This window comes from Spongiibacter nanhainus (assembly GCF_016132545.1).
Lineage (GTDB): Bacteria > Pseudomonadota > Gammaproteobacteria > Pseudomonadales > Spongiibacteraceae > Spongiibacter > Spongiibacter nanhainus.
This window is the reverse complement of the sequence record NZ_CP066167.1, coordinates 2,339,790-2,361,082: the sequence shown is the minus strand read 5'-3', so window position 1 is coordinate 2,361,082 and position 21,293 is coordinate 2,339,790. Positions and strand designations below refer to the sequence as shown.

Below are 21,293 nucleotides of genomic sequence, written 5' to 3'. Positions count from 1 at the left end.
CCCAAGTTAAGGAGCATTTTGTGGCGACAGAAACAATCAAAATTCCCGATCTTGGCGGTGGCGACGACGTCGAGGTTATCGAAGTCTGCGTATCGGTGGGGGATAGCGTCCAGCAGGAAGATTCCCTGCTGGTATTGGAATCGGACAAGGCCTCCATGGAAGTGCCCGCGCCCAAGGCCGGCACTGTTAAAAGCATTGCCCTGAAGGTTGGCGATTCGGTCAGCGAAGGTGACGCCATCCTTGAGCTGGAAATTGAAGGCGATAGTGAGGCAGAGGCCAGCGACGATGCGTCCGAGGCCGACGACGCTGAGGCGAGCGCTGAGCCAGAGCCTGATTCAGAGCCTGATTCAGAGAAAGACACAGAGGCAAAAACCGAGTCGGCGCCCGCCCAAGACAGTAGCCCGGCACCGGCTGCCCAGAGCCAGGAACAAACCGTCAAAGTCCCCGACGTCGGTGGTGCTGACGGCATTGAAGTGATCGAGGTCTGCGTCGCCGAGGGCGACGAGGTCGAGGAGGGTGATTCGCTGATCGTGCTGGAGTCCGACAAGGCCTCCATGGAAGTGCCGGCGCCCTACGGCGGCAAAGTGGTCTCGCTGTTGATCAAGGTTGGCGACAACGCCGCCGAAGGTACTGACATCGCGGTGATGGCGGTATCCGGCGACGATGCGGCTCCGGCGCAAAGCGCCGCCGACAGCGCAGAGGATAGTTCAGCACACAGCGACGACGGCGAAAGTACTTCAAGCGCTAGCGAGGCATCGTCACCGTCTCCCGCACCCGCGCCGCAAGCAGCCCCGCAATCCCAGCCGGCCCCTCAGGGCGCCGATCCCAATACCGCTCGCGGCGAGGATATCTACGCCGGGCCGGCGGTGCGTAAGATGGCCCGGGAGTTTGGCATTCCCCTGGTTGAGGTTAAAGGCAGTGGCCCCCGGGGCCGGATTGTCAAAGAAGATTTGCACGCTTACGTTAAAGCGCTCACTGAAAACAAACCCGCTGCGGCCGCCGGCGGGGGCTTGCCCAGCATCCCCGATATCGATTTCAGCCAATTCGGCGAGATTGATATTCAGCCCCGCAGCAAGCTCGACAAGCTCACCGCCACCAATATGCATCGCAGTTGGGTGAACTTGCCCCATGTGACCCACTTCGACGATGTCGATATCACCGAGTTGGAGCTGTTCCGCAAAGGCCTCAAACAAGAGGCGGAGCAGCGGGGTGTGAAACTGACGCCGCTGCCGTTTTTGCTAAAGGCGGCGGCTGCGGCGCTGGCTGCCAACCCGGCCTTCAATGCCTCACTGACCAGTGACGGCGAGAGCGTGGTCTACAAAAAATACATCAACATCGGCATGGCGGTAGATACTCCCGCCGGTCTGGTGGTGCCAGTAGTGCGGGACGTCGACAAGAAGTCCCTGTGGCAACTGGCTGAAGAAACCGCCGAGCTGGCGGCCAAGGCCAAGGATCGTAAGCTGAAACCGGCGGATATGCAGGGCGGCTGCTTTACCATTTCCAGTTTGGGAAATATCGGTGGCACTGGCTTTACCCCCATTATCAACGCGCCGGAGCTTGCCATTCTCGGTGTCTCCAAGTTGTCGGTTAAGCCCCAGTGGGATGGCGAGCAGTTCCAGCCACGACAAATGCTGCCGCTGTCGCTGTCCTATGACCACCGGGCCATCAATGGCGCCGATGCCGGTAAGTTCATGCAATTTATCGGTGCCGCCCTTGCCGATATCCGTCGTTTGCTACTCTAGGTCCTGTCTGCACTGATTGATTGGTCGTGAAGGGGTCGCTATGCTGGAATGGTGTGCGACCCCGGCGATGGCTCAGGTGCAGTGTTATTCGGCATTAATGAGCTGCCTCGTTTAGGCTTTTTAATCGGGGAGCTGTCTTGGCCCGGCGCTTGCACTGCTGCCCCTAAGAAGGTGGTCGGCTCGTATTTGCTGCATTGCTCTCGATAGGTGCATGTTGGCTTGGGAGTTGCGCTGCCGTAGTGCAAGTGCATTCGCCTTAAGGATGGTGTGGATAGCATGATCGATAAGAAAACCAACGAGCAAGACAGTATCGACTGGAGCCGCTATCAGGCGGACCAGTTCTACGACGAAATGATTACCCCCAAAGGCCATGGCCGTCGCGGCAGTCGCGAAATCGTCAAACACTTCTCCAGTCTGAGCAGAGATGAGCTCGAAAGCCGCAGAGTCGGCGCTGAGCAAACAGTGCGGGATATGGGGGTCAGTTTTACGGTTTATTCTGACGGCGAAAACATCGACCGGGTCTGGCCCTTTGATTTGATTCCCCGGGTGATTGAGGCGCGGGAGTGGGAGCGCACTGCAAAGGGGCTAAAACAGCGCGTTCGCGCACTAAATTGCTTCATTAACGATGTTTATCACCAGCAGAAAATCTTCGCCGATGGTGTGGTGCCGGCCTACCTGATTGCCGACTCCAAAAACTTTCGCCCCGAGTGTGTCGGCGTTAAGCCGCCCCATGGTGTTTGGGCGCATATTTGCGGTTGCGATTTGGTCCGCGACAGTGACGGCAAGTTTTATGTGTTAGAGGATAACCTGCGGGTGCCCTCCGGCGTGGCCTATATGCTGGAGAACCGTGAGGTCAGCAAGCGGGTACTGCCGGAGTTTTTTGAGAACAACAATATTCTGCCGGTGGACAACTACCCCGGCAAATTATTGGAAACCCTTTCGTCAGTATCGCCCCGGCGGGTACGCCAACCCGTTATTGTGTTGCTCACTCCCGGCATCTATAACTCCGCCTATTTTGAGCACGCTTTTCTGGCCCAGCAGCTGGGTATCGAGCTGGTAGAGGGAAGCGACCTGTTTGTCGACAGTGACGACTGCGTCTATATGAAGACCATTGCCGGCCTGGAGCGGGTCGACGTGATCTACCGCCGTATCGACGACCTGTTCCTGGATCCCGAGGCCTTCAACCCCGACTCGGTGTTGGGGTGTCCGGGTTTGATGCGGGCCTGGAAGAAAGGCAACGTCGCCCTGGTCAACGCCCCCGGTGCCGGTGTGGCAGATGACAAGGTGGTCTATGCCTATGTGCCCAAGATGATCGAATACTATCTGGGTGAAAAGGCGATTTTACCCAATGTAAAAACCTACGTTTGCGATCGGGAGGAAGACCGTCAGTACGTGCTGGACAACATCGAACAGTTGGTGGTGAAACCCGCCAACGAATCCGGTGGCTACGGCATGATGGTGGGGCCCCACGCCAGTAAAAAGGATCACGAGACCTTCCGCAAACTGGTCAGAGAAAACCCCCGCAACTATATCGCTCAGCCCACCTTGAATTTGTCCACCACGCCGGTGATCACTGGCCCTGGGGAAGTTGAACCCCGTCATTTGGATCTGCGGCCCTTCGTGTTACAGGGGCAGAAAATTGACGTCACTACGGGTGGCTTGACCCGAGTGGCATTGCGCAAAGGCTCGCTGGTGGTGAATTCCTCTCAGGGGGGAGGCAGTAAAGACACCTGGATCGTGGCGGTACCCGAAACCAAAAAGAAAGCAGCGAAGAAAAAGGCGGCTAAAAAGAAAGTGGCGAAACAGGCTGACAAAGGGGAGAGCAAATAATGTTATCCCGTGTTGCAGAGCGCATGTACTGGTTTGGCCGCTATATGGAGCGGGTGGAAAGCATGGCCCGGCTGATCCAGGTCTACTCGCAATTGTTGTCCGACCTGCCCAAGGATACCGGCATCAGCTGGCACAACCTGGTTTATGCCAGCGGGTGCCACAGCGAGTTCGAACGACGCTTTACCGTGAAGGATGAAAAGCGCGTGGTGAGATTTCTGCTCGAGGATATGAGCAACCCCAGCTCACTGATTTCCTCTCTGCGTATGGTGCGAGAGAACATCCGCACTACGCGGGATGTCGTGCCAGCGGAAACCTGGGAGCTGGTCAATGAGTTTCGCAACTATGTTGCAGAGAATGTCCAGCAGGGGGTTAACCGCCGCAATCGGCACACCTTCCTCGATCAGGTGATACGCACCTGCCAGCAAATTAACGGCCTGGTAGCCGATACCATGCGCCGGGATGCCGCCTGGCATTTTCTTAGCCTGGGCCGCAATCTGGAGCGGGGCGATATGAGCCTGCGTACCCTGGAGGCGGGGGCCAGCATGGCGGCAGAGCTGGTGGATGACGACTTTCATCAGGCCTCCGATGCCGTGTGGAGCAGCGTTTTGCGCACTCTGGATGCGATGATGTCCTATCGGCGCACCATGCGGGTGGCCCTCAATGGCGAAGATGCCGCGCGATTTTTGCTGGAGGACGAGCTACTGCCGCGGGCGGTGACTTGCTGTTTACTGCGAATGGACGAGTCGGTGAAGTCGCTACCCGGCGGTGAGGCGGTGTCTGGCGATCTCAAGACCATTGTCAACGCCGTGTCTAAGGGGTGTGATTACGGTACGCCCGAGAAGCTGCTGAGCCACTTAGACGGCCTGCAACGCCGGGTCGGGGTAGTGAATGGGCGGATTATGGAAACCTGGTTCCAACCCAGCTAAAGCGCTGCCGCCAGGTGATTGTCACCGCCCCATGATTGCCGCTCTCGGCGACTTGGGGTAGTCTCCCACTCCTTTTCGGGTAAGAAGTCCCAGCACAATGGCGCAGGTAACACAAAGTCAATCCATGACTAGCGGCGGCTTGGTCTATACACCAGACCACAAGCAGTACGACGAGGTCATGACCGCCGAAGGTGCGATCCGCGAGCACTGGCACTATCCCATGCAGGTGCTGGGTGCCATGGGCGCCGACGCGCTGCTGGAGCGGCAGCGCACCGCCAAGCGTATCCTGCGGGACGACGGCGCCAGCTACAGCCCCGGCGACCAGCTCAACGTCAGCCACACCTGGAATCTCGACCTGCTGCCCCTCATCCTCTCCAGTAAAGAATGGGAAGGGGTAGAAAACGCCCTGCGGGAGCGGGCGGAACTGCTCAACCTGATTCTTGCCGACCTCTACGGCCCCCGCACTCTGATCTACAACCGGGTCATCCCACCGGAGCTGGTATTTGGCCACCCCGGATTTTTGCGGGCCTGCGATGGCGTGCAACTGCCCGGTGAGCACCAACTGATCTTTCACGCCTCGGATTTGGTGCGCAATACCAACGGCAGCTGGCTGGTTATCGGCGACCGCACCCAGGCTCCCTCCGGTACCGGCTACGCATTAGAAAACCGCACCGTACTGCGGCGGGTGATGCCCTCGCTGTTCCGGGAAGCCCACGTCCACCGCCTGGCCAACTTCTTCCTGCAATGGCGCAAGAAGCTCATGGAGCTGAGCCCCTCCGGCGATGCGCCACTGGTGGTGTATCTCACCCAGGGGGCCTTCCAGGAAAGCTCCTTTGAAGATGCCTACCTGGCTAACTATTTGGGCTACCCCCTGGTGCAGAGCCGCGACCTCACCGTGCGCAAGGGAGCGTTGTGGCTGAAATCTCTGGATGGCCTGCGCCGAGTGGATGTGGTGCTGCGCCGGGTCGATGACCTCGCCGCTGATCCAGTAATCGCTCGCTCCAGTGTCGGCGGCGGCGTGCCGGGCCTGGCTGAAGTGGCCCGGGCTGGCAATGTGGTGATCGCCAATCCGCTGGGCAGCGGTATTCTGGAAAATCCGGCCCTGGCCAAGTACATGCCCGCCATTGCCCGTCACTTTTTGGGCCGGGACCTGCGCCTGAACTCGGTGCAAACCTGGTGGTGTGGCGACCCGGCGGACCTGGATTACGTCAAACAGAACTTTGACGAAATGCTGATCCGCCACACCTGTCGGGCCCAGGGCGGCCACAGTGTCTTTGTCAGCGAGCTGGACCCCCAGAAACGCCAGGAACTCTACAACACTGTGATGCTGCGGCCCTACAACTATGTAGCTCAGTACGCCGTGCAACCCTCGCAAACCCCGGTCCTGGATGGGCGCGGCTTAAGCAGCCGTCCGCTAGTACTGCGGGGCTTTACCGTGGCGGCGGGCAACTCCTACAGCGTCATGCCCGGTGGCCTGACCCATGTCGGCGTACAGCAGGACACCCAGCACATCGTCAGTCAGTACGGCGGCGGTAGCAAAGACACCTGGATACTGGCGTCTGAGCCCGAGTCCCAGCTGTCCATTATCGAAAATGAAAAGCTGCGCGGCGCCACGGACCGCAGTTTCAGTTTGCCCAGTCGGGTTATCGAGAACCTGTTTTGGTTTGGGCGCTATGCCGAGCGGGCCGAAGCGGGGCTGCGGCTGGTGCGCACGGTCTTTGAAGAGCTCAACAGTATCGAGCCGCTGCCCGACGACCTCCGGCAGATATTACTGGTGGCAGTGACTCAGCTCACCGGAACATTCCCGGGCTTTACCAAAGACAAGGCTAAATTTACCGCTCCCGAGGAAGAGCTGCTGGATGTGGTGGCCAACCGCCAGCGCTTTGGCAGTATTGCCTACAGCCTGGAGGCGGTGCTGCACGCTGCCGGTGGCGTGAAAGAGCTGTTCTCCACCGATATGCTGCGGCTGACCAACGACCTTCGGGACGGCATGGACTACCTCAACACCCACCTGGCGGACAATATGCAGGCGGCGCCGGAAGAGCTGTTGGACCCGCTGATCACCACCTTGTTGGCGCTATCCGGTCTGTCTCAGGAAAGCATGGTGCGGGGCAGGGCGTGGCGCTTTATGGAAATGGGGCGGCGCCTGGAACGGGCCCAACAAACGGTGGTGCTGCTGCGCCATACCCTGGTTTACGGGGCGGCGGAGAGCGGCACCGTGTCCCTGCTCAAGCCGGTACTGGGCAGTTTGGAATCCCGAATTGTCTACAAGCGCTACTACCGCAGTGGCTATCAGCTGGATAAAGGCCTGGAGCTGCTGCTATTTGACCGGGAAAACCCCCGCTCAGTGAATTTTCAGCTGGAGGCTCTGCGCCAACACCTCGAGGCCATCGCCGAGGCGACCCACAGCGCCAGAGTCACTGACGATATGCGCTCGGTGCTGAAAACCCTCAATCATCTGCTGCTGGCCCGGGTGGAGGAGCTGTCCACCTTTGACGCCGACGCCGAGGAATTTACCGCCTTGGCCACCTGGCTGGAAGAGCTGGAGGAAGACCTCAAAGCGGTATCCCAGTCGGTGGCCGATCGCTATTTTGACCACACTTCCGGCCCCCAGCCGGTGGATATGGGAGGTATGGAAACGCTGTGAAATACCGGGTCAAACACACCACGCGCTACAGCTATTCCTCGCCGGTGAGCCAGGGCTACAACGTCGCCTACCTGATTCCCCGGGACTGCCGCGGGCAGCGGGTGCTGCAGAGCAATATCCGCATTGCGCCGGCGCCCAGCAGCCAGGTGCGGCGCGCCGATTACTTTGGCAACACCGTCTGCTATTTCAATGTCGAGCGGCCCCACAAGTCGCTGGAAGTCACTGTAGAGAGCGATATCGAGATCGCCCCCAGCGAGTCGCCGCTATTGGGTGGCGGCATTACCTGTGGCGAAGTGCTGTCGACCTTGTCGTCGCCGATGAATCACGCCGATATCGACGCCTCTGAGTACCGGGTGCCCTCACCGATGATTGGCGTTAGCGACGAGCTGGCCAATTACGCCCGGACGCTGTTCACGCCGGAACGGCCCTTCATCGACGCGGTTGGTGAGCTGAACGGCAAGATCTACCGGGAGTTTCAGTACGACCCTGGCTTTTCCACCGTGGCCACCCCCCTGGCCGATGTGTTGGCTAACAAAAAAGGCGTCTGTCAGGATTTTGCCCATCTGGCGATCGCGGTGCTGCGCAGCCTCGGTTACGCCGCCCGCTATGTCAGTGGTTATCTGGAAACCCTGCCACCGCCGGGCCAGCAAAAACTCAAAGGTGCCGATGCCTCCCACGCCTGGTTTGCCGTTTATGTGCCGGGGGACGACTGGCACGACTTTGACCCTACCAACGACGTGATGCCCGCCGATCAGCACATCACCACCGCCTGGGGCCGGGACTACTCCGACGTGACCCCGCTAAAGGGCGTGGTGTTTGGCGGTGGTCGCGACCAGAGACTGTCGGTGGCTGTCGACGTTGAGCGCAGCAGCTAACGCGTCAGTCTTTTGTTTTTTGGCTATCTGCATTCTAGGGTTGGAAATAAGCAGGGGAGCTAAGGGGGAACACTCTCTGCTTGCGCTTGTTATAGTGTACTCCTGAGAAGCTCAAAAAAAAGAATACCTCCGCCAACCCAAGTCGCGAAATAGCGATATGGCTCTGTCCAAAACTGAGATCGGTAGTGGAACTCAACCCCTTTTGCAATTGGGTCTGCCAGCTCGTTAAGACTCGGAATTTGGAGTTCTCGATACTTCCTTGTAATTAGATAGTTGGCGAACTCCCCAAAGAAGAGAATATTTGACGACCACCAATTCGCAGTACTTAAGTGGCGAAACTCATCGGGGTAGCGATTTTGGATAGCTGGCCAAAGCTCGTAATATGCTTTAAACCATAGGTATTGCTTATGGAAACTCAGGATCGCCAGCGGCAACGCTATGATGGTCATTAAAACTAATGCAGCTGTTGAGATCATGGAGCACTATGACGCTTGTTGTAATGGGTGTTCATCACGGAGCGTTTTGATTGTCGCGCCGCGTTAGTCAGCGGCAACTGCTGGGTATTGTTATGTGATATGAAAAAAATCAATCCTGACAAACCTCACCAAAGCATCATTAAAATGATCAAAAAGGCTGCCAATCCAAAAACGATAATCTGAATCGCCCCCAGTTTGCTAGACACCTTTTAGCCATAGAAAATGGCACAAAGAGAGGTGTTTATGAGCAAGCAGCGTTATCCAGAAGAGTTCAAGATTGAAGCGGTTAAGCAGGTCACGGTATCGGGTCACAGCGTAGCCGATGTGGCCCAACGGCTAGGCACAACAACTCATAGCCTTTACGCATGGATTAAGCGTTACGGCCCTAACTCAGAAGCGCATCGCAAGGAGTCCGATGATGCTGCGGAGATCCGACGTCTACAGAAGGACTTGAAGCGCGTTACTGAAGAGCGTGACCTGTTAAAAAAAGCCGCGGCGTACTTCGCAAGCCACCCCGAGTAAGATACGCCTTTATCGCTGAACACCACAGCTCTCATTCTGTACGGCAGTTATGTCAGCTGTTTGGTGTTCAACCCAGCGGGTACTACGCCTGGAAGAAACATCCAAAATCCAAGCGACAGATTGATGATGAGCGTCTTACTGGTCTCATCAAGCAGTATTGGCTTGAATCAGGCTGCGTCTATGGCTATCGCAAGATTCATAGAGATCTAAGGGACGCGGGTGAGCGTTGTGGCCTAAATCGCGTACATCGTTTGATGAAGCTTGAAGGCATTAAGGCTCAGGTTGGGTACCGCAAGCCCAGACAGCGCGGTGGAGAACGACATGTCATCACACCCAATGTGCTAGACCGGCAGTTTGATCCGGTCATGCCAAATCAGGCTTGGGTTACCGATATTACGTACATCAAGACCCATGAAGGCTGGCTTTACCTCGCAGCGGTGATGGATCTCTTCTCTCGCCGTATCATTGGTTGGTCTATGCAGTCTCGCATAACCAAAGAGCTTGTGCTGGATGCATTACTAATGGCTGTCTGGCGTCGAAAACCTATAAAGGGAGTGCTGGTTCACTCGGATCAGGGCAGCCAATACACAAGCCATGACTGGAGCGAGTTTCTCAGAGAGCATGGCTTGGAGGGGAGCATGAGCCGCCGAGGCAACTGCCACGACAACGCGGTTGCGGAAAGCTTCTTCCAGTTACTAAAGCGAGAACGAATAAAGCGCAAAATATACGCGACACGAGATGCAGCAAGGAGCGATATATTTGATTACATCGAGATGTTCTACAACACAAAACGACAGCATGGTTCCAACAATGGGCTGTCGCCTGTAGATTATGAGCGTCAGTATTTAAAAGAGGCTGAAAAGCGTCTAGTGAACTAGTGGCGATTCAATCCCCGCAATTATTCCTATTTTATGCTTACGATCGATCTCAAAGGCTGCTTGCTTTTTTTCTACCTCGGATAGCTGATAATCGCAGCTTTTGCAAACGTAATCGTCCTTGAATAATGCCTTTCCACAGTGGGGGCAGCTACTCCATGCGGAAGTTAATGACATAACAGATACCCTAGAAATAGCGAATCACATGACGCCGCCAACAAGGGCGCGTAGTATGCGAGTCCCGATGCTTGGCCTTGCTACTAGCTTATTGCCACTCAATCTTGAGATCTTTGTGCGACTGAGCGCAATCCCTAAGATAGAGGTTGATGAGGCTTTGATAGGGAAGATCTTTTTCCTCGGCAAGTTTCTTAAAATACTCGATAGTATCTTCGTCGAGCCTAATAGTGACTTGCTTCTTGAGCTTTTTGGCGTATGGGTTTTTGACGGATTTGGAAAAGTCATAGTGATCACGCATGTCTGTACCCTTCATAAATTTCGCGTTCCCGCTTATCAGCTTTGCGAGCGGAGATAATCCGAATCGCCTCTTCGCCTCTGATGCAATGACAAACAACTAGCAAGCGAGAATCAATGCTCGCACCAAGGATTATGAAGCGATCTTCCTCGTCCGAGTGATCTGGATCTGCGATCAAGCGAGCGTACTCGTCCGTGAAGACTGTTTTTGCTTCGCGGAATGAAACTCCATGCTTCTTTTGGTTGGAAGCATCTTTTCGGGGGTCCCATTCAAAGTTGAGATTGCTCATCAATTACATTGTAGTTACATTGTAGTTTTTGTCAATGTCGTCGGCTAGAATTGATGCGGCGACCCTTTGAATCCACATGGCAAGGCTGACAAAGAGAATCTTCCAACCATTCGCCGGTTTTTCAGGCAACCCGGCTAAAGCTCATCCCAAACCTTGTAATGCAGATAGCCGCTCTTCTCTGCCGGTCGTTTTCTTTATCCCTATCTATATCTCTATCGGTCTCTATCTGTAGCGCCTCCGCACTACAAACAGAGGATGGCGATAGCACCTGCCAAGCCTCTAAGCTCACCCCATAACAACAACCTGAAGGGCGGCAACACCATGGATCAACAACGTGTAGTGCTGGTGACGGGCGCCAGCCGAGGGGCAGGCAAGGGCATTGCTCTCGCCCTGGCCGCACCGGGCACAACGGTCTATATCACTGGACGCAGTAAGCAAGAGGGGGATGCTCCCTTGCCCGGTACGGTGTTCGCCACCGCCGAGGAAATCACCCGTCGAGGCGGCAAGGCTGTGCCGGTGGTCTGCGACCACGCCGACGACAGCCAGGTGCAGGCGCTGTTTGAGCAAATAACCCGGGAGCAGGGCCGGCTGGATATTCTGGTCAACAATGCCTTGCATGTCCCCGATGAGCTAGTGGCCCCCGGCGCCTTCTGGGAGAAGCCCCTGTCTCTGCAGTCCATTCTCGATGTCGGTCTGCGCTCCACCTATGTGTCCAGTTACTATGCGGCGCCTCTGCTGCTGAAAAGTAAAAATGCGCTGGTGGTGAATACCTCGGCCGCCGGGGGGCGCTGCTATATGCACGGCCCGGCCTACGGTGCCGGTAAGGCCGGGGTAGATAAGATGGCCCACGATATGGCAGTGGATTTCCGCCCCCACGGTGTGGCGGTGATCTCCCTGTGGATGGGGCTGCTCAGCACCGAGCGCAGTCAGCGGGTGTTTGATGCTCATCCAGACTTGTATGCCGAGGCCGCCGCCATGGCGGAGTCTCCGGAGTTTCCCGGCCGGGTCATCGACGCGCTGTACCAATCCGGTCGCGCCATGGACTACAGCGGTCAGGTGCACTATGCCGCAGAACTTGCCGAGGCCTTTGGGGTGGTGGATACCGGCGGGGAAGTGCGCCACTCCCCCCGCGTCATGCTGGGTGAGCCCACTACCTTTAACGATGCCGAAGTCCGCTGAGTCGGATTCTTCCTCCATTTGGGGGATTAGGCCTGGGGCGGGGCTCCGCTACACTGCCGTGATGAATTCAGGGTGCCGGCAAGGTGCCTGTCACAGGATAACGAGGCAGGGTTATGGCGACATTGGTAGCGGGGCTGCCTGAAGGGCGTTACTTCACGACAGCGTCAGGGCACCGCTTACACTACCTGGAGCACGGCCAGGGTCCGGCTGTGGTCTTTCTCCACGGCAGTGGCAGCGGCGCCAGCGGCCACAGCAATTTCAAAGGCAACTATCCCTGGTTGGCGGAGCAGGGCTACCGGGTCATCGTCCCGGATCTGATTGGCTATGGCTATTCCGATAAGCCCGACGACATCGAGTATCCACTGGATTTGTTTGTCGACCACGTGGCCCAGCTGCTAACAGCGCTTGAGATCGACAGCGCGACCTTGATTGGCAACTCTCTGGGTGGCGCCATCGCCATTAAATTTACCCTGGATAACCCCAATCGCGTCGATAAATTGGTGCTGATGGCACCGGGCGGTATCGAGAACCAGCCCGATTACTTTCATATGCCGGGCATGCAGGTGATGAAGGAAGTCTTCACCGCCGGCCCCATGTCGCCCCAGCGACTGGAGGAGTTTATCCGCCGCGGCCTGGTCTACGACGAGGCGGTGGTGGACCAGCAGTTGGTGGACGAGCGCTGGGGAATTTTTCAGCAACAAAACACCCAGGTGATCAACACCATGTCGGTGCCCAATATGGCCGAGCGGCTGGGCGAAATATCTTGCCCAGTTCAGGCCTTTTGGGGCGTCAACGAGCAGATGATGCCGGAGACCGGCATTATGACCCTGGCCAAGGGCATTGCCGATATTCGGCTCACCCTGGTATCCCAGTGTGGCCACTGGGTAATGGTAGAGCACCAGGACATGTTTAATCGCGCGGTGCTGGATTTCTTACAACACTAAAACCCCTACATATAACCAACAGTTGCCATTGGTGCGACTGTACACCGGGAGCAAAATGGACACGGCAACAATAGAACAACTGGGCGATGAGCTGTACAACGCGCTGCGGGAGTGCCGGGCCATTGCCCCTCTAACCAGCCGTTACACCGAGATCACTATCGACGATGCCTACTACATCTCCCAGCGCATGCTGGAGCGTCGCCTGGCTGACGGCGAAAAAGTAGTGGGCAAAAAGATTGGTGTGACCTCTAAAGTCGTTCAGGACATGTTGGGGGTTCATCAACCCGATTTTGGTTTTCTCACTGACGCCATGACCTACGACAACGGCGCGGCAGTGCCGGTGGCGGGGCAGCTGATACAACCCCGGGCTGAGGCCGAAATTGGCTTTCGTCTTAAATCAGATTTGATCGGGCCGGGTGTGACGGAAGCCGATGTGCTCGCCGCTACCGAATGTATTATGCCGTGCTTTGAAATTGTCGATTCCCGTATCGATAACTGGCAGATAAAGATTCAGGATACCATCGCCGACAATGCCTCCTGCGGTGTCTATGTATTGGGCGAGTCGGAAGTGGACCCCAAGGACTTTGACCTGCCCAATCTCAGTATTACCGTTCACAAAAACGGCGAGCTACTGAGCGAAGGCAAAGGCAGTGCGGTGCAGGGTGACCCGCTCACAGCAGTCGCCTGGCTGGCCAATACATTGGGCCGTTTTGGAATTCCCTTTAAAGCCGGTGAAGTTATTCTCTCCGGTTCTTTGGTGCCACTGGAGCCCGCCAGCCCCGGCGATCACTTTGAGCTGGAATTACACGGTATTGGCCGTGCCAGTGTGAGCTTTACCTAACCTCTATCCCCAGCGGAGTTTTTATGTCGCAAAAAATTAAGGCCGCGATCATCGGCCCCGGCAATATTGGTACCGACTTGCTGATTAAAGCCAAGCGCTCCAATCTGATTGAGCCCGTGTGGATGGTGGGGGTAGACCCGGAATCCCCCGGTTTGGCCCGCGCCAAAGACATGGGGCTAAAGACCACCGCCGACGGTGTCGATGGTATGTTGCCGACCCTGCAAGAGGACGGTGTACAAATCTGTTTTGACGCCACCTCGGCTTACGTCCACGCCGAGAATTCCCGCAAGGTCAACGAGCTGGGTGCGATGATGATCGACCTGACTCCCGCGGCAATCGGCCCCTACTGTATACCGCCGGTCAATCTTGAAGACGCGGTAAAGGCTCAGGCCAATAACGTGAATATGGTCACCTGTGGCGGTCAGGCCACCATTCCTATGGTGGCAGCGGTATCTCGGGTACAGCCGGTGAGTTACGGTGAAATTGTCGCCACGGTGAGCTCCCGTTCCGTAGGGCCTGGAACCCGCAAAAATATCGACGAGTTTACCCGTACCACGGCCCGGGGCGTTGAGCAGATTGGCGGCGCCAAACAGGGTAAAGCCATCATTGTCATCAACCCGGCAGAGCCGCCGCTGATTATGCGGGACACCATCCACTGCCTGACCGAAGGTGAGCCAGATCGCGATGCCATCACCCGCTCGGTGGAAGAGATGGTGACCGAGGTGCAGAAATACGTGCCCGGCTATCGCCTGAAAAACGGACCGGTGTTCGACGGCAATCGGGTATCAATGTTTATGGAGGTCGAGGGGCTGGGGGACTTTTTGCCCAACTACGCCGGCAATCTCGACATTATGACCGCCGCCGCACTGCGCACCGCCGAAATGGTCGCCGAAGAAATGCTGGCCGGCCGTTACACCGTTAAAGTTTGAGGAAGACGCTATGGATTTACGTGGAAAAAAGGTCACCCTGCACGACATGTGTCTTCGGGATGGTATGCACGCCAAGCAGCATCAGATATCCCTCGACGAAATGAAACACATTGCTGCCGGCCTGGATGAAGCCGGTATGCCTCTGATCGAGGTGACCCACGGCGATGGCCTGGGCGGCGCCTCGGTCAACTACGGGTTTCCCGCCCACAGCGATGAAGACTACCTGAAAGCGGTGGTCGGCGTGGTCAAGCAGGCCAAGGTGTCCGCCTTGCTGTTGCCCGGCATCGGCACGGTCGACCATTTGAAGATGGCGGCAGACCTGGGTGTGACCACCATTCGGGTGGCGACCCACTGTACCGAGGCCGACGTGTCCGAGCAGCATATCGGCATGGCCTCGGAAATGGGCCTGGATACCGTAGGCTTTTTGATGATGGCCCATATGATCGAGCCCGAGCAGCTGCTGGAGCAGGCCAAGCTGATGGAATCCTACGGCGCCAACTGTATCTATTGCACCGATTCCGCCGGCTATATGCTGCCGGAGCATGTGCAGTCCCGCATCGGCCTGTTGCGCCGGGAGCTGAAGCCAGAAACGGAAATCGGCTTTCACGCCCACCACAATCTCAGCCTCGGGGTAATGAACTCGCTGATCGCCATTGAGGCGGGAGCGGGGCGGATCGACGGTTCGGTAGCCGGGCTCGGCGCCGGGGCGGGCAATACGCCTTTGGAAGTGCTGGTCGCGGTGCTGGACCGCATGGGCGCCGACCACGGCACCGACCTCTACAAAATGATGGACGTGGCAGAAGATCGGGTAGTGCCGATTATGGACCAGCTGATCCGCATTGACCGGGATGCACTGACCCTGGGCTACGCCGGGGTATATTCCTCCTTCCTGCTGTTTGCCAAGCGCGCCCAGCAGAAGTACGGCGTCTCTTCCCGGGATATTCTGGTGGAATTGGGCCGTCGCAGAACCGTTGGCGGCCAAGAGGACATGATCGAAGACCTGGCCCTGGATATGGCCAAAGAACGAGGTTTGATCTAAAACAAGGCGCGGATTACGCAAAACGCTAGTCCGCGCTCATTATTCTTTTGTTACAGGGCTGTAACTCGCCCTTTTCTCTGCGAATTTCTCAGTTATACTTTACGCACCTTTAGGGCCTTTAGGCCCTACGAAAATAATAACCGCAGGTGCGCTACGCGATGTATATCGAACCCGCCTTCGAGCGTCTGATCACAAGCATTTATCAAGGTCCATTGGAGGAAGAGCCGTGGCAGCAGTTTCTCACTGAGCTCAGTGAGCAAATGCAGGCGATTTCCGTCACCCTGGTGCTGAATCCTCCATCAGAAACGGGCCGCGGCGCGCTGCGGGTAGTGGGCGGTCGCACCAGCGAAGGCCTGGATAACTACCAGGAACGCCTGTTTGCCATGGACCCGTTTCTTTCCCTGAAGCCCGGGGAAGTGAAAACCCTGCAGGAATTAATCACCGACGACGACTGGGAAAACAGCGAGCTTTATCAGCTGTGCATGAAGCCCACTGGCCTCTACGATACCCTCGGGGTGGATATCCACGTCCCCGACGAGATGGACGCCGGCCTTCGCGTCGCCCGGGGTAAGGAGGCGCCGACCTTCGAGCAGGCCGACCGGGACCTGATGTACGCCATTGTCCCTCACCTGGAGCGCTCGCTGCGTCTGCATGTGCGGATGAACAAGATCGAATCCGAGCGGGCACTGTACGCCGGCGCGGTGGAAAGCCTGTCCCTGGCGACGATTCTGCTGGACGAAAAGGGCTCCATCCTGTCGATGAATCGCATGGCGGAAAACCTTATTGCCCGTGAGCCGGAAGTGCGGGTGGAGGGCGGTTGCCTGATGCTGGGTGATCAGGCCACCACCAAGAAACTCCAGCATTTGATCGACAATATCCTTGCCCAGCGGGGCAGCGGAGAAGCCTCAGTCGTGGAAGCGATGCGGGTTCATCGGGACGGCGACTTTGCCGATCTGGGGGTTATCGCCCGGCCCGTGCCCACCGGGGAATGGTCCGAAGGCAAATCCGTACCGACGGTGGCGATTTTTATCAGCGATCCGGAGTACGGTGCCGAAGCACCAGTCAATATCATCATTCAGCTGTTTGGCTTTACCCCTACCGAGGCGCAACTGTCGCTGCTGTTGGCCGACGGCCTCAGTCTCGACGAAGCCTCGGAAGCGCTGGGCATGAGCCGCAATACCGCCCGCACGCATCTGCGCTCGATTTTTTCAAAAACAGGTGTCAGCCGCCAGACCCTACTGGTACGCTTGATCCTGAAAAGCGTCGCCCAATTGGCAGACTGACAACCCGCGATCCCGCCGACCACGGTCTGCCCCGGTTTCCGCAATAGCGGGGAGGACCCACCATGGCCATTCTGCAAAATAAAGTTGCCTTGATCACAGGCGGTGGACAGGGGGTGGGGCAGGGCATTGCTCTGGCCCTGGCAGCCGAAGGTGCCACCGTTGCGGTGTTGGGGCGAACACTGTCTACCCTCGAAGCGACCTGCGCTGAAATCCATCATCGCGGCGGCGTTGCCGAAGCCTTTGTCTGTGATGTCGCGGAGCTGGATGATATCGAAGCGGCGGTGCAGGAGGTGGTGGACGAGTTTGGTGGCATCGATATTCTGGTCAACAATGCCCAGTTTGTCGCCCTGGGCCATCTGCTTGAAGTGGACGACGACGAGTTCCTAGAGGGTATGGACACCGGCCCCCTGGCGACGCTGCGCTTTATGAAAGCCTGCTATCCCTACCTCCGTGGCGATGGCGCGGTGGTCAACCTGGCCACCTCAGCGGCGCTGCGCCACGACAGTGGTGGTTTCGGCGCCTACGCCGCTGCCAAAGAGGCGATTCGCGCCCTGAGTCGGGCGGCGGCCTGTGAATGGGGCGCCGACAGTATCCGCGTTAACTGCATCATGCCGCTGGCAGACTCGCCGGCAATGGCGCGCTGGGTGGAGAGCGGCGGCGACGATGTCGACGCCTTTCTCAGCTCGGTGCCGATGGGCCGGGTCGGTCAGTGTGAAGAAGACATCGGCAGGGTAGTGGCGTTTCTGTGCGGGCCGGACGCCGCCTACATTACCGGCCACACGCTGCCCATCGACGGCGGGCAAATCCTGATGCGCTGAGGCTACTCCCGCTCGGTTTTGGTGGCTTGTGAATGGTCGACAAAAATCAACGTTTCACTGTCGAAGCCGCGTTGCTGAGCTGCCTCCACAAAGTCTTTAATCAGTGCGTCCGGGACCGTTGGTGTGCGTGACAGCAGCCACAAATAGCCGTTGTCCGGCCCTGAGACAAAGGCATACTGATAGTGGTCCTTATCCAGATTGAAGATCACATAGGAGCCATAGAAGGGGCCAAAAAATGACACTTTTAAATAGCCCCGGTCTTTGCCATCAACAAAGTAGGCGCGTCCCTCCGCCTGCTCCCAAATGCCACGGCTGGAGGAGTAGCCGCGATTAATGACCCGCACGCCACCGTCGTCCCGCAGCGAATACTCGGCGGTAACCGCCTGCAGCCCCCGCTCAAAGGAGTGGTCCAGTCGGGCGATTTCGTACCATTTACCCAGATAGCGCTGCAGCTCAAAATTATCCACTGGTTCGACATCTTTGGGCATGCCCAGGCAGCCCACCAAAACGGTGGCCAGGGTTGCCAAGCACACTCGGCGTAGCAGTACTAAAAGGGTATGGGGCAGGTGTTGAGTCATGTCGAAAGCGTCCAGCTGAAACGTTGATTGATGCGCATCGTCTAACTATAAGTATACGGAAACAGGATGTTTTTAGAGGACTGAAGCATGAACCAATTACATAAAATTGCCCTTGCCATAGCGCTGGGTTTTGCTCTGCTGGGTACTGGCTACAGTGCCGCCCAGGGCGAGTCGACACCGACACTGGCTGAGCCCACGCAGTACAAAACCCTCCCCGAATCCAAATTGGGTCGCAACGAAGCGGGTAAGGGCTTGCAAAAGGGAGAGAGAGTAAAGGGTGCGACTTTAAAGACTATTGATGGAGAGGACTACGCCCTGGCTTCTTCCTGGGCAGAGCGGCCGGCATTAGTGGTTTTTTACCGGGGCGGCTGGTGCCCCTATTGCAACGGCCAGGTTCGCGAGCTGGCGGTCAACTATCCCAAATTGAAAGCTGCCGGAGTGCAACCGGTGCTAATCAGTGTCGATGCTCCCGATAAAGCGGCGGCATTGAGCCGGCAATACGAGATACCCTTTCCGGTGCTTAGCGATCCCGATTTGCTGGCCCACCGCCAATTTAATGTGCTGCTGGAGCTTGACCAAAACACACTAAAGAAATATCGGGACTATGGCATCGACTTGTCAGCCTGGAGTGGTCGGCAACACAACACCATTGCCGTGGCATCGGTATTTGTCATCGATCAACAGGGCAGGGTGTTGGCCTCCCACGCCACTGCCGACTACGCAGAACGGCCCAGCATTGAGCAGTTGCTGACCCTTATCGACACTAGCTTAAATCAATAAGCGCTTTAGCCGGGTTGAGTCTGCGCTTCTTCTAAACACAGCAGGGCCTGCTTGCGTTCAAGCCCCCAGCGGTAGCCCCCCAGCTCGCCGCTTTCCCGAATCACCCGGTGGCAGGGGATCAACAAGCCCACCGGGTTGGCGCCGATGGCCTGGCCCACCGCTCGGGAAGCCGTGGGGCGGTTGATGGCCTGGGCCACCTGACGATAGGTGGACAAGCTGCCGGCGGGAATCCGCAGCAGTGCCCGCCAAACCTGTATCTGAAAGTTGGTGCCCCGCACATGGAGGGAGAGGGGAGAGTCTGGCTTTCCCGCAGTGCTGAACAGGGCGTCGACAATAGCTTGGTGGTTGGCAAGTCCAGCTACGATACCCGCCTTCGGCCACTGGGCCTGTAGTGTTTGCTGGGGAACCTCATCATCACTGTCGATAAAATTGAAGCAACACAAACCCCGCTGGGTGCTGGCCAGCAGCGCCTGGCCAAAGGGTGTGTCGTGCAGGCTGTACTGGATGTGCAGACCTTCGCCTCCGCGCTGGTATTCCCCCGGCGTCATGGCCTCCAGCTGAATGAAGTGATCGTAGAGCCGGGACGCGCTGCTTAAGCCCAATTGATCTGCTACCGCCAGCGTTGGTGTCGAGCGGGCCAACAGGGCTTTGGCATCGCTCACAGTAAGAGCCTGAAGATAGCGTTTGGGACTCACCCCGACCCAGCGCTGAAACTGGCGCTGAAAATGGCTGGGGCTTAAATGTACATACTGCGCCACGTCCTCCAGACTGGGCTGGCGCTGGCGATGGCGGACCAGGTAGTCGATGGCTTTGGCCATGCGTTGATAGTCAGACACAGTGTGGTCCCGTAGTAATCCCAGAAGCTGCTATTGTCGCCGCATCTTAGCTCGGCGGCGAACCGAATCTTGCGGTGCCGCGCACCCTCACTTCTCAGCGTCATTGCTAGTGTGCACGGTCTTCTCAAAAGTGAGCAAAATCAGGGCGTTATTGCGCTCCTATGATTCGTCTAAATGAGGTATGGCGAGGGTTTGGGGCCTGTGTGAGACTGCCAACATCGCAAACCCGCGCACTGCACTGTCTCTTGTGAGCGTGAATATGAGCGTGAGCCACTGCGCCCCAGCGCGGAGTGGCAGGGAACGAATCCAGCAGGAGAATAATTATGTCCGAGCTTGCACAGGTCAAGCGTCAGCCCCACATAATCCAAGCGGAAGAACTGCCCGATCGTTTCGGTCGCGGTTGGTACTGCCTGGGACTGGCCAGCGAGTACGATGAAAAACCGGTAAAACTCGACTACTTTGGCACCCGCCTGGTGGCCTACCGGGGTGAAGACGGCGAAGTCCACGTGCTGGACGGCTACTGCCCGCACATGGGCGCGGATCTCAGCGAAGGTTGCGTCGAGGGTAACTCGGTGCGCTGCCCCTTCCACGGCTGGCGTTGGGGCGCCGACGGCGTCTGCGACGACATCCCCTACGCCAAGCGCATTCCCCCCAAGGCGGTGATTCGCTCCTACCCAACGCTGGAAGAAAACCACCTGTTGTTTATGTGGTACGACCCCGAAGGCGGCGAGCCCATCGCAGAGCAGCGGCCACCCCGCATCGACGACTTGTTCTCTCCGGAGTGGACCACCTGGCAGATGGACTTGATGACCATCAACACCAACTCCCGTGAATTGATCGACAACATGGCCGATGTGGCTCACTTTGCGCCGGTACACGGTGCGCCGATCAATGAGTTTAAGAACATCGTTCACAAGCACACCTATCAGCAAGTACTCAAGGGCGGCTCTGAGCGACTGGCAGAAGACGGCGAGCTGACTTCGGTGGCAACCTATTACGGCCCCGCCTACATGACCACCTACATGACCGGTCAGGTTGAGGGCGTGTTTGTGGAGTCCCGGTTGCTGGTAACCCATGTGCCCAAGACCCACAACAGTTTTGACCTGCGTTTTGGGGTGGCAGTGAAGAAAATGGCCGGCATGAGCGATGAAGAAAACCGCGAAATGGCCAAGCTCTACACCCAGCAAAACCGCGAGGCCTTCTTTCAGGACGTGCACATCTGGCACACCAAAACCCGGGTGGATAACCCCGTGCTGTGCGACGGCGATGGCCCGGTAAACCGGCTGCGCCAGTGGTACAAGCAGTTCTTTGTCGACCGGGACGAAGTGCCCAGTACCTTCGATGAGCGCAAAGAATACGTGGTCGACTATCACTTGCGCAGCGCATAACTGCCTCTGGCAACCGTCTGAACC

The 21,293-nt window shown here is 57.4% G+C and carries 19 protein-coding genes; 15 read left to right on the top strand and 4 right to left on the bottom strand.

The window, feature by feature from the left end; translation table 11 throughout:
* Positions 1–20 precede the first annotated feature (20 nt).
* The 6 genes from aceF to I6N98_RS10825 all read left to right on the top strand — a co-directional run bounded on the left by aceF (position 21) and on the right by I6N98_RS10825 (position 9,896).
* Entirely contained in the window at positions 21–1,742 is a 1,722-nt protein-coding gene (gene aceF / locus I6N98_RS10850) for a dihydrolipoyllysine-residue acetyltransferase (protein WP_198568384.1), read from the top strand.
* A 276-nt stretch (positions 1,743–2,018) separates the two neighbouring features.
* Positions 2,019–3,572 carry a circularly permuted type 2 ATP-grasp protein gene (locus tag I6N98_RS10845; protein WP_198568383.1) on the top strand — a complete coding sequence of 518 codons (1,554 nt, stop codon included), beginning with the start codon at positions 2,019–2,021 and terminating at the stop codon, positions 3,570–3,572.
* Positions 3,572–4,498: an alpha-E domain-containing protein gene (locus tag I6N98_RS10840; protein ID WP_198568382.1), complete on the top strand. Its 927-nt coding sequence runs from the start codon at positions 3,572–3,574 to the stop codon at positions 4,496–4,498. The genes I6N98_RS10845 and I6N98_RS10840 overlap by 1 nt, the downstream gene beginning before the upstream one ends.
* A 97-nt stretch (positions 4,499–4,595) precedes the next feature.
* Positions 4,596–7,145, top strand: a complete 2,550-nt coding sequence (locus I6N98_RS10835; protein ID WP_232787313.1) for a circularly permuted type 2 ATP-grasp protein — start codon at positions 4,596–4,598, stop codon at positions 7,143–7,145.
* A complete protein-coding gene (locus I6N98_RS10830; protein WP_198568381.1) occupies positions 7,142–8,020 on the top strand; it encodes a transglutaminase family protein in 879 nt (292 codons plus the stop codon). Before I6N98_RS10835 ends, I6N98_RS10830 begins: the two co-directional genes overlap by 4 nt.
* Before the next feature lie 719 nt (positions 8,021–8,739).
* A protein-coding gene (locus I6N98_RS10825) for an IS3 family transposase (protein WP_374964823.1) occupies positions 8,740–9,896 on the top strand; the annotation gives its coding sequence in 2 pieces (ribosomal slippage) (positions 8,740–8,985 and positions 8,988–9,896; 1,155 coding nt in all).
* 262 nt (positions 9,897–10,158) lie between these two features.
* Here I6N98_RS10825 and I6N98_RS10820 read toward each other — a convergent pair.
* Positions 10,159–10,383, bottom strand: a complete 225-nt coding sequence (locus I6N98_RS10820) for a BrnA antitoxin family protein (protein WP_198568379.1) — start codon at positions 10,381–10,383, stop codon at positions 10,159–10,161.
* Positions 10,361–10,654 (bottom strand): BrnT family toxin, encoded by a 294-nt coding sequence (locus I6N98_RS18830; RefSeq protein WP_198568378.1) that lies wholly within the window; start codon positions 10,652–10,654, stop codon positions 10,361–10,363. The genes I6N98_RS10820 and I6N98_RS18830 overlap by 23 nt, the downstream gene beginning before the upstream one ends.
* A 255-nt stretch (positions 10,655–10,909) precedes the next feature.
* Between I6N98_RS18830 and I6N98_RS10810 the strand changes: the two genes are divergently transcribed.
* The 7 genes from I6N98_RS10810 to I6N98_RS10780 all read left to right on the top strand — a co-directional run bounded on the left by I6N98_RS10810 (position 10,910) and on the right by I6N98_RS10780 (position 17,687).
* Positions 10,910–11,833: an SDR family NAD(P)-dependent oxidoreductase gene (locus tag I6N98_RS10810; protein WP_232787311.1), complete on the top strand. Its 924-nt coding sequence runs from the start codon at positions 10,910–10,912 to the stop codon at positions 11,831–11,833.
* Positions 11,834–11,946: 113 nt separating this feature from the next.
* Positions 11,947–12,777: an alpha/beta fold hydrolase gene (locus tag I6N98_RS10805; RefSeq protein WP_198568376.1), complete on the top strand. Its 831-nt coding sequence runs from the start codon at positions 11,947–11,949 to the stop codon at positions 12,775–12,777.
* A gap of 55 nt (positions 12,778–12,832) precedes the next feature.
* Positions 12,833–13,618, top strand: coding sequence for a fumarylacetoacetate hydrolase family protein (locus I6N98_RS10800; protein ID WP_198568375.1), 786 nt, complete (start codon positions 12,833–12,835; stop codon positions 13,616–13,618).
* 23 nt (positions 13,619–13,641) lie between these two features.
* Positions 13,642–14,547, top strand: coding sequence for an acetaldehyde dehydrogenase (acetylating) (locus I6N98_RS10795; protein ID WP_198568374.1), 906 nt, complete (start codon positions 13,642–13,644; stop codon positions 14,545–14,547).
* Positions 14,548–14,557: 10 nt separating this feature from the next.
* The gene (dmpG, locus tag I6N98_RS10790; RefSeq protein ID WP_198568373.1) at positions 14,558–15,586 is read left to right on the top strand and encodes a 4-hydroxy-2-oxovalerate aldolase; all 1,029 of its coding nucleotides are present in this window, start codon (positions 14,558–14,560) and stop codon (positions 15,584–15,586) included.
* A 158-nt stretch (positions 15,587–15,744) separates the two neighbouring features.
* Complete coding sequence (locus I6N98_RS10785) at positions 15,745–16,869, top strand: helix-turn-helix transcriptional regulator (protein WP_198568372.1); 1,125 nt, start codon at positions 15,745–15,747, stop codon at positions 16,867–16,869.
* A 62-nt stretch (positions 16,870–16,931) separates the two neighbouring features.
* Positions 16,932–17,687 (top strand): SDR family NAD(P)-dependent oxidoreductase, encoded by a 756-nt coding sequence (locus tag I6N98_RS10780; protein WP_198568371.1) that lies wholly within the window; start codon positions 16,932–16,934, stop codon positions 17,685–17,687.
* 2 nt (positions 17,688–17,689) lie between these two features.
* Here I6N98_RS10780 and I6N98_RS10775 read toward each other — a convergent pair whose 3' ends face one another.
* On the bottom strand, positions 17,690–18,265 hold the full coding sequence (locus I6N98_RS10775; RefSeq protein WP_198568370.1) for a lipocalin family protein: 576 nt from the start codon (positions 18,263–18,265) through the stop codon (positions 17,690–17,692).
* 87 nt (positions 18,266–18,352) lie between these two features.
* Between I6N98_RS10775 and I6N98_RS10770 the strand changes: the two genes are divergently transcribed.
* Positions 18,353–19,045: a peroxiredoxin-like family protein gene (locus I6N98_RS10770; protein ID WP_198568369.1), complete on the top strand. Its 693-nt coding sequence runs from the start codon at positions 18,353–18,355 to the stop codon at positions 19,043–19,045.
* Between the two features lie 5 nt (positions 19,046–19,050).
* On the opposite strand, the gene I6N98_RS10765 is transcribed toward I6N98_RS10770, so the two are convergent.
* Positions 19,051–19,881, bottom strand: coding sequence for a methylated-DNA--[protein]-cysteine S-methyltransferase (locus I6N98_RS10765; protein WP_198568368.1), 831 nt, complete (start codon positions 19,879–19,881; stop codon positions 19,051–19,053).
* 323 nt (positions 19,882–20,204) lie between these two features.
* On the opposite strand from I6N98_RS10765, the gene I6N98_RS10760 reads away from it, so the two are divergent.
* Positions 20,205–21,269, top strand: coding sequence for a 3-ketosteroid-9-alpha-monooxygenase, oxygenase component (locus I6N98_RS10760; protein WP_198568367.1), 1,065 nt, complete (start codon positions 20,205–20,207; stop codon positions 21,267–21,269).
* Positions 21,270–21,293: the final 24 nt, after the last annotated feature.

Bases quoted from the DNA above. Each gene is read 5' to 3' on its own strand.
- I6N98_RS10845 (WP_198568383.1), top strand. From the start codon at position 2,019: ATGATCGATAAGAAAACCAACGAGCAAGACAGTATCGACTGGAGCCGC.
- I6N98_RS10840 (WP_198568382.1), top strand. From the start codon at position 3,572: ATGTTATCCCGTGTTGCAGAGCGCATGTACTGGTTTGGCCGCTATATG.
- I6N98_RS10835 (WP_232787313.1), top strand. From the start codon at position 4,596: ATGGCGCAGGTAACACAAAGTCAATCCATGACTAGCGGCGGCTTGGTC.
- I6N98_RS10820 (WP_198568379.1), bottom strand. From the start codon at position 10,383: ATGAAGGGTACAGACATGCGTGATCACTATGACTTTTCCAAATCCGTC.
- I6N98_RS18830 (WP_198568378.1), bottom strand. From the start codon at position 10,654: ATGAGCAATCTCAACTTTGAATGGGACCCCCGAAAAGATGCTTCCAAC.
- I6N98_RS10810 (WP_232787311.1), top strand. From the start codon at position 10,910: ATGGCGATAGCACCTGCCAAGCCTCTAAGCTCACCCCATAACAACAAC.
- I6N98_RS10805 (WP_198568376.1), top strand. From the start codon at position 11,947: ATGGCGACATTGGTAGCGGGGCTGCCTGAAGGGCGTTACTTCACGACA.
- I6N98_RS10800 (WP_198568375.1), top strand. From the start codon at position 12,833: ATGGACACGGCAACAATAGAACAACTGGGCGATGAGCTGTACAACGCG.
- I6N98_RS10795 (WP_198568374.1), top strand. From the start codon at position 13,642: ATGTCGCAAAAAATTAAGGCCGCGATCATCGGCCCCGGCAATATTGGT.
- dmpG (WP_198568373.1), top strand. From the start codon at position 14,558: ATGGATTTACGTGGAAAAAAGGTCACCCTGCACGACATGTGTCTTCGG.
- I6N98_RS10785 (WP_198568372.1), top strand. From the start codon at position 15,745: ATGTATATCGAACCCGCCTTCGAGCGTCTGATCACAAGCATTTATCAA.
- I6N98_RS10780 (WP_198568371.1), top strand. From the start codon at position 16,932: ATGGCCATTCTGCAAAATAAAGTTGCCTTGATCACAGGCGGTGGACAG.
- I6N98_RS10775 (WP_198568370.1), bottom strand. From the start codon at position 18,265: ATGACTCAACACCTGCCCCATACCCTTTTAGTACTGCTACGCCGAGTG.
- I6N98_RS10770 (WP_198568369.1), top strand. From the start codon at position 18,353: ATGAACCAATTACATAAAATTGCCCTTGCCATAGCGCTGGGTTTTGCT.
- I6N98_RS10760 (WP_198568367.1), top strand. From the start codon at position 20,205: ATGTCCGAGCTTGCACAGGTCAAGCGTCAGCCCCACATAATCCAAGCG.